Source organism: Bradyrhizobium sp. SEMIA (assembly GCF_014844175.1).
GTDB classification, from domain to species: Bacteria; Pseudomonadota; Alphaproteobacteria; order Rhizobiales; family Xanthobacteraceae; genus Bradyrhizobium; species Bradyrhizobium arachidis.
This window is the reverse complement of record NZ_CP046601.1, coordinates 4,657,609-4,673,757: the sequence shown is the minus strand read 5'-3', so window position 1 is coordinate 4,673,757 and position 16,149 is coordinate 4,657,609. Positions and strand designations below refer to the sequence as shown.

14 protein-coding genes and 4 pseudogenes are annotated in these 16,149 nt (G+C 65.8%); 2 read left to right on the top strand and 16 right to left on the bottom strand.

Features of this window, described 5'->3' with window-relative positions; translation table 11 throughout:
• Nucleotides 1-5: 5 nt before the first annotated feature.
• The 7 genes and pseudogenes from fliN to FOM02_RS22875 form a co-directional block, all read right to left on the bottom strand.
• Nucleotides 6-355, bottom strand: a pseudogene (fliN, locus tag FOM02_RS22905) (flagellar motor switch protein FliN).
• A 3-nt stretch (nt 356-358) separates the two neighbouring features.
• Nucleotides 359-982: a FliH/SctL family protein gene (locus FOM02_RS22900; RefSeq protein ID WP_027560935.1), complete on the bottom strand. Its 624-nt coding sequence runs from the start codon at nt 980-982 to the stop codon at nt 359-361.
• Nucleotides 982-2,070: a flagellar motor switch protein FliG gene (gene fliG / locus FOM02_RS22895; protein WP_027560934.1), complete on the bottom strand. Its 1,089-nt coding sequence runs from the start codon at nt 2,068-2,070 to the stop codon at nt 982-984. The genes FOM02_RS22900 and fliG overlap by 1 nt, the downstream gene beginning before the upstream one ends.
• Before the next feature lie 29 nt (nt 2,071-2,099).
• Nucleotides 2,100-3,715, bottom strand: a pseudogene (gene fliF / locus FOM02_RS22890) (flagellar basal-body MS-ring/collar protein FliF).
• A 192-nt stretch (nt 3,716-3,907) separates the two neighbouring features.
• Entirely contained in the window at nt 3,908-4,183 is a 276-nt protein-coding gene (locus FOM02_RS22885) for a DUF1153 domain-containing protein (RefSeq protein ID WP_002714638.1), read from the bottom strand.
• A 404-nt stretch (nt 4,184-4,587) separates the two neighbouring features.
• The gene (locus FOM02_RS22880) at nt 4,588-5,295 is read right to left on the bottom strand and encodes a flagellar hook assembly protein FlgD (protein ID WP_027560932.1); all 708 of its coding nucleotides are present in this window, start codon (nt 5,293-5,295) and stop codon (nt 4,588-4,590) included.
• Nucleotides 5,296-5,308: 13 nt separating this feature from the next.
• Nucleotides 5,309-6,910 carry a flagellar hook-length control protein FliK gene (locus FOM02_RS22875; protein ID WP_027560931.1) on the bottom strand — a complete coding sequence of 534 codons (1,602 nt, stop codon included), beginning with the start codon at nt 6,908-6,910 and terminating at the stop codon, nt 5,309-5,311.
• A gap of 344 nt (nt 6,911-7,254) precedes the next feature.
• Here FOM02_RS22875 and mnmA point away from each other — a divergent pair, with 344 nt between their 5' ends.
• Complete coding sequence (gene mnmA, locus FOM02_RS22870; RefSeq protein ID WP_027560930.1) at nt 7,255-8,436, top strand: tRNA 2-thiouridine(34) synthase MnmA; 1,182 nt, start codon at nt 7,255-7,257, stop codon at nt 8,434-8,436.
• 21 nt (nt 8,437-8,457) lie between these two features.
• Nucleotides 8,458-9,096, top strand: coding sequence for a class I SAM-dependent methyltransferase (locus FOM02_RS22865; protein ID WP_027560929.1), 639 nt, complete (start codon nt 8,458-8,460; stop codon nt 9,094-9,096).
• A gap of 380 nt (nt 9,097-9,476) precedes the next feature.
• Here FOM02_RS22865 and FOM02_RS22860 read toward each other — a convergent pair.
• The 9 genes and pseudogenes from FOM02_RS22860 to FOM02_RS22815 form a co-directional block, all read right to left on the bottom strand.
• A pseudogene (locus FOM02_RS22860) lies at nt 9,477-10,100 on the bottom strand (succinylglutamate desuccinylase/aspartoacylase domain-containing protein); the annotation flags it as partial.
• A 55-nt stretch (nt 10,101-10,155) separates the two neighbouring features.
• Nucleotides 10,156-10,500: a RidA family protein gene (locus FOM02_RS22855; protein WP_027557462.1), complete on the bottom strand. Its 345-nt coding sequence runs from the start codon at nt 10,498-10,500 to the stop codon at nt 10,156-10,158.
• A gap of 56 nt (nt 10,501-10,556) precedes the next feature.
• Entirely contained in the window at nt 10,557-11,354 is a 798-nt protein-coding gene (locus FOM02_RS22850; RefSeq protein ID WP_027557463.1) for a transporter substrate-binding domain-containing protein, read from the bottom strand.
• A gap of 26 nt (nt 11,355-11,380) precedes the next feature.
• Nucleotides 11,381-12,109, bottom strand: a complete 729-nt coding sequence (locus FOM02_RS22845; protein ID WP_027557464.1) for an amino acid ABC transporter ATP-binding protein — start codon at nt 12,107-12,109, stop codon at nt 11,381-11,383.
• Nucleotides 12,096-12,746, bottom strand: a complete 651-nt coding sequence (locus FOM02_RS22840) for an amino acid ABC transporter permease (RefSeq protein WP_027557465.1) — start codon at nt 12,744-12,746, stop codon at nt 12,096-12,098. Before FOM02_RS22840 ends, FOM02_RS22845 begins: the two co-directional genes overlap by 14 nt.
• Nucleotides 12,747-12,756: 10 nt before the next feature.
• On the bottom strand, nt 12,757-13,416 hold the full coding sequence (locus tag FOM02_RS22835) for an amino acid ABC transporter permease (protein ID WP_027557466.1): 660 nt from the start codon (nt 13,414-13,416) through the stop codon (nt 12,757-12,759).
• A gap of 9 nt (nt 13,417-13,425) precedes the next feature.
• Nucleotides 13,426-14,392 (bottom strand): annotated as a pseudogene (locus FOM02_RS46885) (amino acid deaminase).
• Nucleotides 14,393-14,534: 142 nt separating this feature from the next.
• Nucleotides 14,535-15,377, bottom strand: coding sequence for a metallophosphoesterase family protein (locus tag FOM02_RS22820; protein WP_027557468.1), 843 nt, complete (start codon nt 15,375-15,377; stop codon nt 14,535-14,537).
• A gap of 90 nt (nt 15,378-15,467) precedes the next feature.
• Nucleotides 15,468-16,100: a tetratricopeptide repeat protein gene (locus tag FOM02_RS22815; RefSeq protein WP_265442142.1), complete on the bottom strand. Its 633-nt coding sequence runs from the start codon at nt 16,098-16,100 to the stop codon at nt 15,468-15,470.
• Nucleotides 16,101-16,149 lie beyond the last annotated feature (49 nt).

Here is a 16,149-nt window from a genome sequence, read left to right as displayed (position 1 = left end):
CGTTATCACGTGCGTTCGGTCTTGATGATTTCGGTCATGGTCACGCCGAGCTTGTCCTCGACCAGGACGACCTCGCCGCGGGCGACCAGCTTGTTGTTGACGTAGATGTCGATGGCCTCACCGACGCGGCGGTCGAGCTCCAGCACGGTGCCGGGTCCGAGCTTGAGCAGCTCGCCGACATCCATCTTGGAACGGCCGAGCACGGCCGAGACCTGCACCGGCACGTCGAACACGGCCTCGAGGTCGGCGGCGGCGCGCGCCGCATATTCGTCCTCGTTGTAGCCGACATCCGCGTTGTCGGCGGCAGCGGACCGTTGAGATCGGGCAGCGGGACCTGTCCGTCGGTGTCGCTCATGGCTTAGCTCCCCCTCCGGGACGCGATATAGCGTCCGACCATTTCGTCGATCTTGGCCGCGATGGCGCCGCGCTCCAGCACGACACCGCCATCGGCCCATTCGATCCGGCAGTCGCCGGTTGCGATTTCAGGCTCGGCCAGGATCACCAGCCGGCCCTCGAAGCCGCTCTGCTTGGCGAGCCGCTCGATCTTCTCGCGCGCGGCGTCGTAGAGCGCATCGTTGATGCGGACGACCAGATGCGGCGTCGCGACCAGGTGCGCGAAGCAGTCCTTGACCAGCGCCATGATCTCGCCGAGCGGCTCGGCAGCGACGAGGTCGGCGCACAGCTTGCGCGCCACCGCGATCGCAACCTCGACCGCCTCGGTCTCCATCCTGGTTTCGATGTTGCCGATGCCGGCGGCGACGCCGCGGATACCGATGTTGATCTCTTCCATGGCTAGCGCGACGCGGCGGTCGCTCTCGGCCTTGGCCTCGCGCTGGCCGGCGGCAAAGCCGTCCTGATAGGCGCGCGCCTCGGCTTCGGCGACCTTCTGGGCGATCTCGGCCGCGGTCGCGGCCTTCTCGCGCGGCGAGCGCTCGGGAGCCGCGAAGTCGGTATCGAACAGGAATTTTGCCGGAGCGGCCATCAGTACACCAGCTCGTCGTCGGCGCGGTTCTTGGTCAGCATGATCTCACCCTTGGCGGCGAGGTCCTTGGCGAGGTTGACCAGCAGCGCCTGGGCCTCGTCGACGTCGCGCAGGCGCACCGGGCCCATCGCCGCCATGTCGTCCTGCAGCATCTTGGCCGCGCGCGAGGACATGTTGCCGAAGAAGAAGTTGCGAACGTCCTCGTTGGCGCTCTTGAGCGCGACGCCGAGCTTGTCCTTGTCGACGTTGCGCATCAACGTCTGGGCGGAGCCGGAATCCAGCTTCACGAGATCGTCGAAGGTGAACATCAGCGCCTTGATGCGCTCGGCGGACTCGCGGTTGTCTTCTTCCAGCGAGGTGATGAAGCGGGTCTCGGTCTGGCGGTCGAAATTGTTGAAGATCTCCGCCATCACCTCGTGGGCGTCGCGGCGGCGGGTCTGCGACAGGTTCGACATGAACTCGGTGCGCAGCGTCTTCTCCACGCTCTCGATCACCTCCTTCTGCACCGCTTCCATCTTCAGCATGCGGTTGACGACGTCGAGCGCGAGCTCCTCGGGCAGGATGCCGAGCACACGGGCGGCGTGCTCCGACTTCAGTTTGGAGAGCACCACGGCGATGGTCTGCGGATATTCGTTCTTGAGATAGTTGGCGAGCACCTCTTCCTGCACGTTGGAGAGCTTCTCCCACATGTTGCGGCCGGCAGGGCCGCGGATCTCGTCCATGATGCCGTTGACGCGCTCCGGCGGCAGATATTGCTGCAGCAGGCGCTCGGTGGCGTCGAAATTGCCCATCAGCGCGCCCGAGGCCGACATGCGCGAGACGAATTCGAGCAGCATGTCCTCGACGGTGTCGACCTCGACGGTGCCGAGCGTCGACATTTCCAGCGAGAGCTGGCGCACCTCGTCGTCGTCGAGCAGGCCCCAGATCTTGCCACCATACTGCTCGCCGAGTGCAAGCATCAGGATCGCGGCGCGTCGCGGCCCGGTCAGTGCTTCGACCTTGCCCGCACGATTGCCGGCGCGCTGGCCGAGCGTGGAGATCACGCTGGTGATGTCGTTCGAGTTGGCGTTTTGCAGTGAGGCGGCCATGTCAGATCACTTCTTGATTCACTTGGCAGTTACTTGGCTGGCTCGGTGAGCCACTGGCGGATGATGGCGACGGTTTCGTTGGGGTTGCGCTCGGCGAGCTCGCCGACGCGGTGAACGGACTGGGCGTGGACCTGGCCCTGAATGGTGGCGACGTCGATCGCGCTCGCGGCACCGCCCGGTAGAAGCGGCTGGCCGCCGGCGGCAGGTGCGGCCTCGTCGCTCCCGGCCGGGCCTGCGAGGACGCCGGAGATGGCGGCGGCGACCTCGTCGGACGCCAGGATGCGCTTGACCAGCGGGCGGATCACCATGAACAGCACGACGAGGCCGAGCAGCATCATCACGCCGAGCTCGACGAAGTACATGACGTCGTCCTTGGTGAACTGGAGCATGCCGAGGAAGCCGGAGGGCTCGCCGATCGGGGCGGTGGAGGGCGCATCCGCAAAGCGCAGGTTGACGACCTCGACCTGGTCGCCGCGCTTCTGGTCGAAGCCGATCGCCGAGCGCACCAGCGCGGCGATGCGGTCGAGCTGCTCCTTGGTGCGGTCCTGATAGGCGAGGTCGCCCTTCTCGTTCTTGGAATAGATACCGTCGACCAGCACCGCGACCGAGATGCGGTTGACCCGGCCGGCTTCGGTCACCTCGGTTTTGGTGGTGCGGGAGATCTCGTAATTGTTGGTCTCTTCGGTCTTCTTGCTCTGGTCCTTGGCCGCGACGCCGTTGTTCTGCTGGTTGCCGGGCAGCTCGTTGTTGACGGTGACCTGGCCGTTGTTGTCGGCGGTGAGGCTGCTCTCTTCCCGGGTCTGGCTGGAGCGCAGCACGCGGCCCTCGGGGTCGAATTTGTCCGAGGTCTGGGTCACCTTGTTGAAGTCGAAGTCGGCGGAGAGCTGGACGCGGGCGCGGCCCGAGCCGACCACGGAGGAGACGATGTCCTCGACCTGCTTGCGCATCCGCTTCTCGAAGGCGATGCGGCGCTCGTCGCCGACCGCCTGCTCCGGATCGGTCGCGGCGCCGTCGGCGAGCAGCTGGCCGGCCTCGTCGACGATCGAGACCCGCTGCGGCTTCAGCCCGTTGACGGCGGAGGCGACGAGATGGCGGATGGCGCGGATCTGCTGCGCCTCCAGCGAGCCGCGGACGCGGACCACGATCGAGGCCGACGGCTCCGGCGCTCGCGCGAGAACAGCGGGCGCTCGGGCAGCACGAGGTGGACGCGGGCGGCCTGGATACGGTCGATGGCGCGGATGGTGCGGGCGAGCTCGCCTTCGAGCGCGCGCAGATGATTGATGTTCTGGACGAAGGAGGTGGTGCCGAGCGCGTCCGACTTGTCGAACACCTCGTAGCCGACGCCGCCGCCCTTGGGCAGACCGCCCTCGGCGAGCTTCATGCGCAGCCGCGTGACCTTGTCCTTGGGCACCATGATGATGCTGCCCTCATTGCGCAGCTCGAACTGGATGCCCTGGCGTTCGAGGTCCTTGATGATGCTGGAAGAATCTTCGACGCTGAGATCGGTGAACAGCGTCGTCATCTGCGGCGTGGTGACGCGCATGATGACGAAGGCGAAGAAGCCGATGAGCGCGGCGGTGACCGCGATCATCGCCCCGAACCGGGCGGCGCCGATACTTTTTAAGAAGTCCGCAAGACCTTGCAAGCAACCGCCCCGACAGCTTCGACCCGCATTCCAAGAGCGGCCGACTGGGCAATTATTGCCTAGGTGATGGTTTCGATATGGTTAACGAAGGTTAAGAGGTCGGACAAAAGTAGTGCCAGAAGCAAACATGAAAAAAATCGGCCTCGCGGAGCGAGGCCGATTTTGTTCAAAAGCTGCAATTTTCCGGATCGCTTACTGGCGATATTGCTGTATGCGGGTGGTGCGAAGACCCGCCAGACCGTGCTGGTCGATGGAAAACTGCCAGGAGAGGAATTCGTCTACCGTCAGGGTATAACGGCTGCAGGCCTCCTCGAGGGAGAGAAGTCCGCCACGCACAGCGGCGACGACTTCGGCCTTGCGGCGGATGACCCAGCGTTTGGTGCCGGGCGCGGGCAGGTCTGCGATCGTCAGCGGACTGCCGTCCGGCCCGATGACGTATTTTACCCTCGGGCGATGGGGTTCTGTCATGGCGTACTCACAAACTCTCAACCACTGAACTCACGCGGTAACCTTACGCCCGGCGGCTTAAAAATCCGCTAAGCCTAAGGCTTCAATACAATTCTCGTTGAATCTTGCGGGAACGCGGCCGGCCCGGGGGGCCGAAAACGCGGTTTCGGCGGGCCGGGCGGGGCAGAAGGTAAATACTTTACTAACAAACAGAGGCCTGAGCGCGGTGCCGCAAGCCTCTCAACCGTCGTCCAGGGGCGCGCGAAGCGCGAGCCAGGGACCCATAACCCCAAGGAGTAGTTTAGCGAAGACCCGGGGTTACGACCTCATGCGAGAACGATTTCCTGGGGTTATGGATCCCCGCCCCGTGCGCAATTGCGCACTAGGCGGGGATGACATCTCGTGTTTGGCGCGCGTAGTGCGCCTCAATTGCTGCTGGTCGCGATGATGCTCTTCACCTGGCTCAGCGTGTAGCTGGCGCCGTCGATCGTCAGCAGCGGCGGCGACTGGGTCAGGTCGACGGAGGACACCACGCCCTGCACCTGCGCGGCGATGCCGACATTGTTGTTCGCGACGTCCTTGCCCGTGGCCGAGATCGTGTACTTGCCGTCGGGCCATTGCGTGCCGTCATTGCCCTGGCCGTTCCAGGTGAAGGGAATGTCGGTGCCGGCAGAGGCAGTGTATTTGCCGGTGAACACGGTCTGGCCGCTGGCATTGGCGACGGTGATGTCGACGGTGGAGTCGGTCGGCACGTTGAGATGCCAGGTCGCCGACGATTTCGTCATGGTCGCGGTCGAGCCGTCGACCAGGGCCGTCTTGCCGACGAAGCCGAGTGCCTGGGTCGCCTGCGTGGTCTGCTGCAACGTGACGAGCTGCGACAGCGAATCGTTGGTCTTGAGCTGCTGCTCGACGCCGGCGAACTGCACCAGCTGCTGGGTGAACTGGTTGGTGTCGAGCGGATCGAGCGGGTTCTGGTTCTGCAGCTGCGTCGTCAGCAGCGTCAGGAACGTCTGGAAGTTGCCGGCGAGCGTCGAGCCCGTGCTCGAGCTCAGCGACGAGTTCGATGAGGATTTCGGGACGTCCGTCGTGCCGGAGACGGGCGTAGGCGCGGTGGTGGCATTCGTAGTGGTCATTGTCGAATACTCCTCACACTCTGATGTCGACGCCGCTGCTCGATCCGAGCATGCGGCCGTAGCCGCGCCCGACGGGCGCTGCGGTAACGCTTTCGTCCTCGCTGATGATCAGCCGGCGGGCATTGCCGCCATTGTCGTTGTTCTGGCCGGATTGCTGGCCCGATGAATTCTGGTCGCGCAGGCTGAAGGACAGCCCGTTGCTGCCGGTCTTGAATCCGGCATCGTCGAGCGCGCGCTGCAATTGCGGCGCATCCTGCTTCAGCATCGCCAGCGTCTCCGGCTTCTCGACCGTGAGATGCGAGGTGACCTGGCCGTTGCGGTCGACATTGATGCGGACATCGATGCGGCCGAGCTCGACCGGATCGAGGCTGATGTCGAACCGCGTCTTGCCAGCGCGCGCGGCTGCGGCGATCTCGATCGGCACCGCGTTGAGCGGCACGGCCGTATTGGTGGCCGCGGTCGCGGTGAGCGTCGCGGTCGAAGCGGTCGCGGCCGACGTCGTATTGGTCACCGGCGCTTGGATGGCGGATGCAGCCTGCGCGCTGGTATCGGTCGTGGGCACGGCGGCTTGCGCGCTCGCATGGTGCGTGGTGGTGGCGGGTGTCGCATCGGCGACGCCGGCCTTCGCATCGGCCTTGGCGTCGACCGTGCCGGAATCGGCTTGCGGCTTGATGCCTTGCGCATGCGCGGCGTTGGCGGTCGTCGCTGCCGGACCTTGTGTGGTGGCGTTGGCCTTGCCTGCGTCCTGACCGATATTGGAGACGTCGGTCTGGCCTTGCGCGGTGGCGGCGGCCTTGAACGAGGTTTTTGGCGTGCCGAGGTCGGCGACGGCGATCAGGCCGCCGCTGGTCTTGGCATCGGTCGCGGTGCCATCGGTGGTGGCCGTATCCCCGAGCGTTGCCGAGGTGTCGGCAGCGACCTTGGCGCCGGCCGTCTTGGCGCTCTTGTCGCCCGCCGTTGCGGTGTCGGTCTTGTTGCCCGCGATCTGCGCCGCGGTGGAGGCGCTGGCGGCAAGGCCGGCGGCGGCGATCGTCAGCGGGGATGCGGCATCGGATGCCTGGTTAGCTGTGGCATTGGGATCGACCGGTACGACGGGCGCAGCAACGGGAATCGCGTTTGGATCGGGCACGGCCGCCTGCGTCGCGCCGGTCTGCGCGGTCGCCGTGGCATCGACGGCGGCGGCAAGCCCATCGGTGGTGTCGTTCTTGTCAGCCTTGGTCTGGTCGGACTTGTCCGCCGGCTTGGCGTCGGAGGTCTCGGACTTGTCCTTGGCCTTGCCGGCCTTGTCAGCCGCTTTGGCCGAATCGGTTGTCGTGTCGCTGCTGGCGCTCGTGGACGGCTCGGTGTCGTCGCTCGCTTTGCTCTGCGAGGAGGAGTCGCTCGATGACGTGTCGCGCGTGCTGCGGTCCGAGGCGGAGGAGGACGAGGTCGCGGAATCGGACCGGCGCGGCGCGGTGTCCTGCGTGCCTGCGTTGTTGCTGATCGCCTGGGTGTTGCTGTCGACCAGCGAGCCGAAGGAGTCGGAGGTGTCCCTGCTGCCCTGCGACTTGGCAGGCTTTTGCTGCGCGCTCGGAACTTGCACGCTGGCGGCTACATCTGACGTCCGACCGACCACAGGCGACCTCTTGGAAACATCTTCGGCATAGGAGGTAGCAAGGAGCGGGCCAGCCTTCCGTCTTCGTATTTTATACAGCAAAATCAATATGTTGATGAATCTGGGTTGGCCCCGGGGACCCCATCCGGCCCCGCCATTTCTGCCGCCCCGGCAAGAATTGCCCTAAGCGCGCCGCGCGCGTGATTGCTTCACCGGAATGCCGCCTATATTAAAGAGGCAGCTCTCAGCCGCTTTCGCCCGGGCCAGCCGTGCCCTTCGGGAACCAAAGTTCCCGGGGAGCGCCGATGTCCCGGTCAGAAGCAAATTGCGGATCGCCGAACGCCGCCGTCACAAGCTTTAAAGTCATGCTCAACAGTCTGGATATCGAAGGCCGACCTGAGGATACCAGGGTCGTCGTTGCCATGTCGGGCGGCGTCGATTCCTCGACGACGGCTGCGCTGCTCAAGGCTGAGGGCTATGACGTGGTCGGCATCACGCTGCAGCTCTACGACCATGGTGCGGCGACTCATCGCAAAGGCGCCTGCTGCGCCGGCCAGGACATCCACGACGCCCGCGACGTCGCCGCAAAACTCGGCATTCCCCATTACGTGCTCGATTACGAGGACCGCTTCCGCGAGTCCGTCATCGACAACTTTGCCGACAGCTACGCGCTCGGCGAGACGCCGGTGCCGTGCATCGAGTGCAACCGCTCCGTCAAGTTCCGCGACCTCCTCAAGACCGCGCGCGAACTCGGCGCGCAGGCGCTCGCCACCGGCCATTACGTCGCCTCGCGCCGCCGCGATGACGGCTCGCGTGCGCTGGTCTGCGCCGCCGACAGCGACCGCGACCAGAGCTACTTCCTGTTCGCGACCACGCAAGAGCAGCTGGATTTCCTGCGCTTCCCGCTCGGCGACATGACCAAGCCCGAGACGCGCGAGCTCGCGCGCCGCTTCGGACTCGCCGTCGCCGACAAGCACGACAGCCAGGACATCTGCTTCGTGCCGACCGGGCGCTACACCGACATCATCACGCGCCTGCGCCCGAACGCGATGGACCCCGGCGACATCGTCGATCTCGAGGGACGCGTGCTCGGCCGCCACAACGGCATCGCCAATTTCACCGTCGGCCAGCGCCGCGGCCTCGGCATTGCGGCTCACGCGCCGCTGTTCGTGGTGCGGCTCGATGCCGCAAACCGCCGCGTCGTCGTCGGCCCGCGCGATGCGCTGAAGATGCACCGCATCAGCTTGCGCGACGTCAACTGGATCGGAGGCGGCGACATCGACCGCGCTATCGGCAATGGCCTTGAGATGTTCGTTCGCGTGCGTTCGACCCGCTCGCCCCAGCCGGCCTGGCTGCGCGGGGCGAACGGTCACTACGAGGTCGAGCTCGTCGCCGGCGAAGAGGGCGTCTCGCCGGGACAAGCCTGCGTGTTCTACGACGCGCCCAGCGGGCAGGCGCGCGTGCTCGGCGGCGGCTTTATCCAGAGCGCCACGGCGAAGGTGACGGCGAGTTCAGCGAGGCCACTCGCGGAAGCCGTCCGCGGCTAAGTAATTTCCGGGGCAGGGGGCATGGCAGCAGACATCTCGCGGGCCGGGGTCGAGAAGGCCTATGGCCGCTGGGCGCCGGTCTACGATCTCGTATTCGGCAAGGTGTTCGACGCCGGACGGCAGTCGACCATCGCGGAGGCCGACCGCATCGGCGGCCGCATCCTCGATGTCGGCGTCGGAACCGGCCTGTCGTTGTCCGATTACGCGCGCACCACGAAGATCTGCGGCGTCGACATATCCGAGCCGATGCTGCGCAAGGCGCAGGCGCGCGTGCGTGCGCTCAGGCTTTCCAACGTCGAAGTGCTCTCGGTGATGGACGCGAAGAATCTCGCCTTCCCCGGAAACTTCTTTGACGCGGTGGTCGCGCAATATGTCATCACCGCCGTGCCCGACCCCGAAGGCACGCTCGACGAGTTCGTGCGCGTGCTCAAGCCCGGCGGCGAGCTGATCCTCGTCAACCACATCGGCGCCGAGAAGGGTTTTCGCAAACTCTCCGAGCTCGCCTTCGCGCCGCTCGCCCGCCGCCTCGGCTGGCGTCCGGAATTCCCGTGGGCCCGCCTCGAAGGCTGGGCCGCCAAGCACGGCGGCGTCACGCTCACCGAGCGCAGGCCGATGCCGCCGATGGGTCACTTCTCCCTGATCCGCTACCGCAAGGACTGACGGCGAGCCCGGCGCGCCGCCAAGTCAGCAGTGCGCTCCCTCCCCCGCGAGCGGGGGAGGGTTGGGGAGAGGGCTCTCTCCACCCGCGATATTTCGCGAGTCGCTCCGTCATTGCGAAGCGAAGCAATCCAGACTGTCGCGGCGAATCGAGACCTCATCCTGAGGAGCCCGCGAAGCGGGCATCGAAGGATGCGCGGCGCGGAAACCCGCGACATTCCAGCGCTTCAATTCGTCGTGCGCCAGCCGGAACCTCCGTATAGGCGCAGACGTTTTCTCCCCATGCGCACGACATCAAACATCATCTTGGCCAGCCTCTTGATCGCCGCCTCCGGCAGCGCGATCGCGCAGCTCCGCCGCCCGCGCGCACTCACCACCCTCGAATCGCCCGACAGTCCGATCGCGCCCGCGCGCGCGGCCGCCGCCATCGAGGTCGGCGCTGCCGCGCCGTTCTCGGCGACGAAGGCGAACGGCATGCCCAATCCTTCCATCAGCCGCAGCGCATGGCCGAACATCTCCGGCGGTCCCTGCCGCTCGATCAGTGCGCAAGGCACATGCGCCATGGACGTGCCGCCGGAATGGATGTCGAACACGACATCGTGCCGCGGAAACAGCTCGTGCTCGAGGAAGTGGGCGAGGCGGAATGTCGGCGTGCCCCCGGCATCGCCCGGGAAGGCCCGGTTGAGATTGCCTTCGTCGAGCGGCGAGCGGCGGCGCGCCGCCATCACGGCGGGCAAATTGGCAAAGGGGAGAATGGTGATCTCGCCCTTGATCGCGTTCGCATCGAGCCGGCGATACAGCCGCGTCAGCGTGATCTCGCCCTCATACTCGTCGCCGTGATTGCCGGCCATCAACAGCAGCTTTGGTCCAGCACCGTTCTTGATCCGGAAGATCGGGATCTTGAGCTGGAAGTAGGGAGAGCGGTCGATCGAGAAGGGAATGCCGAGATGGCCCGACCATTTCTGGTCCTTCTCGAAGTCGATGTCGTGAAACAGTCCGGTATGCATGGCTTGCCTCGGGGCCGCGCCGAAGCCAGCGCCGGCCGAAGGTTGGAAGAAGGGCTTAGAGCAGTGCGACCGCGGTCATCTCGACGCGCAAATCGGGATCGGCGAGGCGGGCTTCGACACAGGCGCGCGCCGGCGGATTGGCTGGATCGATCCAGGCGTCGTAGACCGAGTTCATGGTGTCGAAGTCGATGATGTGCGGCAGGAAGACGTTGACCGCGATCAGCTTGGAGCGGTCGGAGCCAGCCTCCTTCAGCAGCGCGTCGATCTTGGCGAGCACCTGCTGGGTCTGCGACACGATGCCCGCCTTGCGGTCATCGGCAACCTGGCCTGCGATGTGCACCATGCCGCCGGCGGCGACGGCCTGGCTCATGCGCGAGCCGACGACGTAACGTTTGATCATCTCAATTCTCCTCGTGAAGGTGGGTGCTCCCGCGACGAACGCGGGAGCATGTCGGTTCAGAGTGTCGGCAGCGTCTGCTCTTCCTTGAACCATTTCAGCTGAAGTGCGCCGAGCTTGCCGTTGAGCTTGTTGAAGAAGATGTCGGTGTTGATCCAGTTGAGCAGGTTCTGCTCGCCCTGGCGCACGCCGACATGGGCCGGGGACTGCCGGATCAGGAACTTCAGCTCGACCTCCTTGGTCGGGTTCTGGTCCTGCACCTTCAGCGCAATGGCGCTGTTCTCGGCGAACGTGTCGGCCTGTCCGGCGAGGTAGGCTGCGATCGCGGCCGGGGTGTCCTCGAAGCGCACCAGCTTCACCTTCGGCGCATTGTCGGTGAGCCAGATGTCGAGCGTCGAGCCCTTGGCGACCGCAACGCTGCGGCCGTCGAGATTGTCCGGTTTCTTGCCGGTCGCGGCGGGAAGCGATTTGGCGCCATAGACGCCGAGATTCACCACCGCATAGGGCTGTGAGAACATCACCTGCTGAGCGCGCTCGGGCGTTGCGCCGAGGCCCGCGATCAGCATGTCGATCTTGTCCGAGAGCAGGCTCGGGATGCGCGCGGCGCCTGTCACCGGCACCAGCTCGAGCTTCACGCCCATGTCGGCGGCGATGAGTTTTGCAAGGTCGGCGTCGAGACCTGCGATCTCGCCCTTGTCGTCCTTGAAGCCCCAGGGGGCGGCATCGGTGAGGATGCCGACGCGCAGCTTGCCGGCGCCGAGCACGTCCTGGAGCTTGTCGGCCTTGGCAAGGTTCGGCGCGGCGAGGACGGCGAGCGCCGTTGCTGCGATGGTGAAGAGGGACTTCAGTTGTCTCATGACTCTCTCCTTGAAGGGGAAGGTTTTCACTTGGCGGATGCGATGAAGCTTGCGAGCTCGGGGGTTTCAGGATTGGCGAACAGCTTTGCCGGCGGTCCCTGTTCCCAGACGCGGCCCTGATGCATGAAGACGATGCGGTTGGCGACGTTGCGGGCAAAGCCCATCTCGTGCGTGACCAGGATCATGGTCATGCCTTGCTTGGCCATCGCCTCCATCACCTTCAGGACCTCGCCGACGAGCTCGGGATCGAGCGCCGAGGTCACCTCGTCGAACAGCATGAGGTGAGGCGCCATGGCGAGACAGCGGGCGATCGCGACACGCTGCTGCTGGCCGCCGGAGAGCTGCTCCGGCCAGGCATCGATCTTGTCGGCGAGGCCGACGCGGGTCAGCACGTCCTCGGCGAGTGCGCGGGCTTTCGCCTTGTCGATGCGGCCAGTGAGCAGCGGAGCCAGCGTGATGTTGCGCTCGACCTTCAGATGCGGAAACAGATTGAAGGCCTGGAACACGATGCCGACGCGCTGACGGAATTTCTTCAGGTCAGGCATCCGGGTGTGGACCTTCTGGCCCTCGACCCGGATCTCACCGGAATCGACGCTCTCGAGCGCATTGATGCAGCGGAGCAGCGTCGACTTGCCTGAGCCGGAGCGGCCGATGATCGTGACGATCTCGCCTTCCTCGACATCGAGCGAGACGCCCTTGAGCACCTCGACCTTGCCGAATGTCTTGTGCACGTCGCGGATTTCAACGAGAGCCATCGAGGCGGGCCTCCAGGGAGCGGGACCAGAGCGTGAGTGGCAGGCACAGCGCGAAATAGATCGCGGCAACCAGCGCGTAGGTGAGCAGCGGCTGGAACGTCGCCGCGCTCACCACCTGTCCGGCGCGGGCGAGCTCGACGAAGCCGAGGATCGAGGCGAGCGAGGTGCCCTTGATCAGTTGCACCAGGAAGCCGACGGTCGGCGGCAGCGACAGCCGCAGCGCCTGCGGCGCGATGATGTGGCGGAACTGCTGCCAGGCCGAGAGGCCGAGGCAGGCGCCAGCCTCCCATTGCGCCTGTTTCACGGCCTCCAGTCCGCCGCGCCAGATCTCGCCGAGGAAGGCGGCCGTGTAGAGCGTGTAGGCGACGGTGACGGCGACCAGCGCCGGCACCTGGATGCCGAGGAAAACGGGCATGCCGAAATAGAAGAAGAACAACAGGCCAAGCAGCGGCACGCTCTGGATCACCTGGATGCACGCCGCCATCGCCCAGCGCAGGCCGGCGAACCGGCTGATGCGGCCCGCGGCGAGCCCGAGCGCCAATGGCGCGCCGAATGCGAGCGCGAGCACGACGAGCGCGACGGTCCAGCGCAGCGCGGTGAACAGCGAGACGAAGTCGATGAGGGAGAAGGATCGCATCGCTTGTCCCTCAGCGCCGCCGCGGCCAGCGGAAGGCGGTCATGCCGATGATGGCGAACAGCGCCTTGAACGACATCGCCATCGCGAAATAGACCGCGCAGATCACCGCATAGACCTCGAAGCTGCGATAGGTGCGGCTTTCGATGAAGCCCGCGACATGAAACAGCTCGTCGGCGGCGACCTGCGAGGCGAGCGAGGTGCCGAGCAGCAGCAGCACGAACTGGCTGGTCACAGCCGGATAGGCATTGCGCAGCGCCGGCGGCAGGATGATGTGGCGGAACACCTGCCAGCCTGACAGGCCGAGGCACTGTCCCGCCTCGACCTGGCTGCGCGGAATGGAATCGAGGCCGGAGCGGATGATCTCGACCGAATAGGCGCCGAAATAGAGCGACAGTGCGACGGCGGCGGCCTCGAAGGCCGGCAGCTTCAGGCCGAAGTTCGGCAGCACGAAGAAGACGATGAAGATCTGGATCAGCGACGGCGTGTTGCGGAACAGCTCGATGTAACCCCGCACCAGCCAGCGCAGCGGCGTGATGCGCCCCTTCAGCGCGACCGCGCCGGCGATGCCGATCACGAGCCCGGCGAGCGCCGAGATCACCGTCAGCTCCAGCGTGACGATGGCCCCGTCGATGAGCTGGTTCTGGTAGCGCCAGAGCGGCAGGAAATTCATGCGCCGCTCTCAGCCGAACTGGGTGGGGAGGGCGCGCGTCACAACGCCGTCGGCGTCGAGACCGAAGATGACGCGCCAGCGGTCGAGGCAGGTGCAGGGATGCGAGATACCGAAGGCGATGACGTCGCCGACTGCAAGCGTGGCTTCGGAAGCCACCGACAGGAACGCATGCTGGTCGTTGAGGCGCGTCACTGTGAGCGTAGCGGCAAGCCCTTGCTGCTCGACGCCGTCGCGGAAGACGCGCAGCGGCACCGGCAGTCCCTGGTCGAACGAGGCATCGCGCATGCCAAAGCCGGCGATCGCAAGTCCGTCCTCGGGGCGCGACAGCACCTCGGCCCACAGCGTCAGCGCGGGCCGAAAGCCTTCGGCCGCCGAGTGGCGCGCGTTGTCGATGACGAGACCGCCGCGCCGGTCGAGCTCGGCGAAGGCGCGGGCATAGATGCCGTGATCGGCAAAGAACAGCGCGCCGGAGCGGAGCAGGACCATAGCGCTGCCGTCAGCCCGCGCGACGGGCGCAAGCGCACTGGCCACGTTGTCGAAATAGGCCGAGCCACCGGCGCTGAGGATCAGCGGCTGGTGCGGGGCGGCACTCGCGGCCGGCCGCGAGCCCGCCGATCTCGTTGGCCAGCAGCAGGTGCCGTTCGCCGTTCGCAAGCAGCACGGCGGCCTGCTGGATGTTGGCGACCGTCGTGCCCCAGGCGCCGGCCTCGCGCAGCGAGCGGGCGAGCTCCGGCGACATCGGGGTCTTGGCGTGAGGCGCGACGCTGACGCCGGCGCTCGCGCACCATCTCAGGAAGAGGTCGCGGTTGGCCGCGAAGGCGGCTTCATCGAGGGTGAGGGCGGGTAGCGCAAGGTCGCCGCGCGAAGGGGACCAGCGCTGACGGCCGATGTCGTCGGCGGCCAGGCCATCGGCCAGGGGAATGCCCCGTGTCGTCGTCGAAAGACGTTGGCTATCCCACCGGGACAAGAACTGCATCGTCGCTTCCTCCGCGGCTCGCCGACCGCTGAAGCGACGATATGTTGGAATGACAACGTTGTCATTAGGCCATTTTAGCCAATTTCAGCTCACTCAGGATGCAATGAGGTATTTTGATAGGGATTAGTGCCCGCGAATTGGGCTAGTGCTCGCCGCCCATCTGGGCGAACAGCTCCTCAATGTCGATATCGACCTGGCCCGCTGCGCGGACGTGGCGGACCTCAACACTGTCGGGCCGGAAGCGATATTCCACGAGTCCAACTTCCTTGATCGCGATGCGGTCCTGGCGTGCATCGTTGATCCTGAAGCCGGCCGAAGGCGCCCAGACGTGGCGCGTATGACGATAGGTGAAGTCGCGGCGCTGGTGCACGTGGCCGCTGGCGATCAGGCGCAGGTCGACATGTGCAAACATCTCGATCAGACGCGCACGCGCCGGCTGCGGCACGTAGCGGATCGAGGTCTCCGGCGTCTCGGGGTCGTCGGGCAGGTTGAGAAACACGGGCTTGTGCAGGAACAGCGCGACCGGCCTGCCATTGACGCGCGCGATCTCGGAGGCGAGCCAGTCAAACTGCTGGGCCTCGAAGGCGAGCCCTGAATTCATCACCAGCGAGTTGAGACCGATGAAGCGCCAGCCGGCCGCTTCGAACGACCAATGGTCTTCGCCGATGATGTCGCAGAATTGCCGGCGATGCGCTTCCGCGACCGGCGGCTTCGGAGCAGGCCCGATCGCGGTCGGATTGTCGCCGATGTCGTGATTGCCGGGCAGATAGCGGCAGGCGACGGGCAGGGCGGCGTGGAGGCTCTTGGCGAATGCGACATCGTCGCGGCTGCTCGGCCCGTCGAAGGAGACGTCGCCGGTGTTGACGACGAGATCGGGCCTGTCAGCGTCGATGTGCGCGCTGATCGCCTGGAAGTTGGCGATCAGGCCTGGAAAGCGCTGGCCAAGATGCGTGTCGGAAATCTGCGTCAGGCGAAATTCGGACATGCGATGAGCATACAGATCGTCACGCGTCGAAACGATGACGGCGCACGCATGCATCGCAACGAACAAAGTTTAAAACACGCTGTCCCCTCATCAGCCGTCAAAACAAATCCGTCCGACGGATTTGCCGTCGCGATCCCTGATGCCGAACGGACAGCGCAGCCGTTCCAGCGCCTTGCCGGCATCTTCGTTGCCCAGCGCGGCAGCGCGCTTGTAATAGTCGATCGCGGCCTTGGCATCCTTCTCGCCCGCGCGGCCGGCTTCGGCATAGGCGCCTAACCGCTCCAGCGCGTCGGCGTGATCGAGCGCGGCCGCCTTTTCGAACAGCGCCTTGGCCGCGACATCGTCCTTCGGGCCGCCATCGCCGTCCTGCGTCATCAAGCCCAGCTGATACATGGCCTCGCTGGAATTCGCCTCGATCGCCCTGGCGTACCATTTGCGTGCCATCGCGAAATCGGTCTTCCCGCCGACAGCGCCGCCGTAGAGCGAGCCGAGATTGATCATGCCTTCGACATCGCCGGCATTCGCCGCCTTCTCGGTCAGTGCCCGTCCTTCGGCGATGTTCTTCTTGATGCCGTTGCCGTTGAGCAAGAGCGCGCCGAGCCCGGCCATTGCGGACGAGCTGCCGGCGTCGGCCGCCTTGCGATAGGCGCCTGCCGCCTGCGCCGGCTGCCGGGGCGAACTCGTAGGCGCGGCCGAGCTCCATCCAGATGCGGCGCGGAGCATCCGCCGACGTAGCGGCCGCCGTGCAGGCCTTCAGCGCGGCGGCGATGTC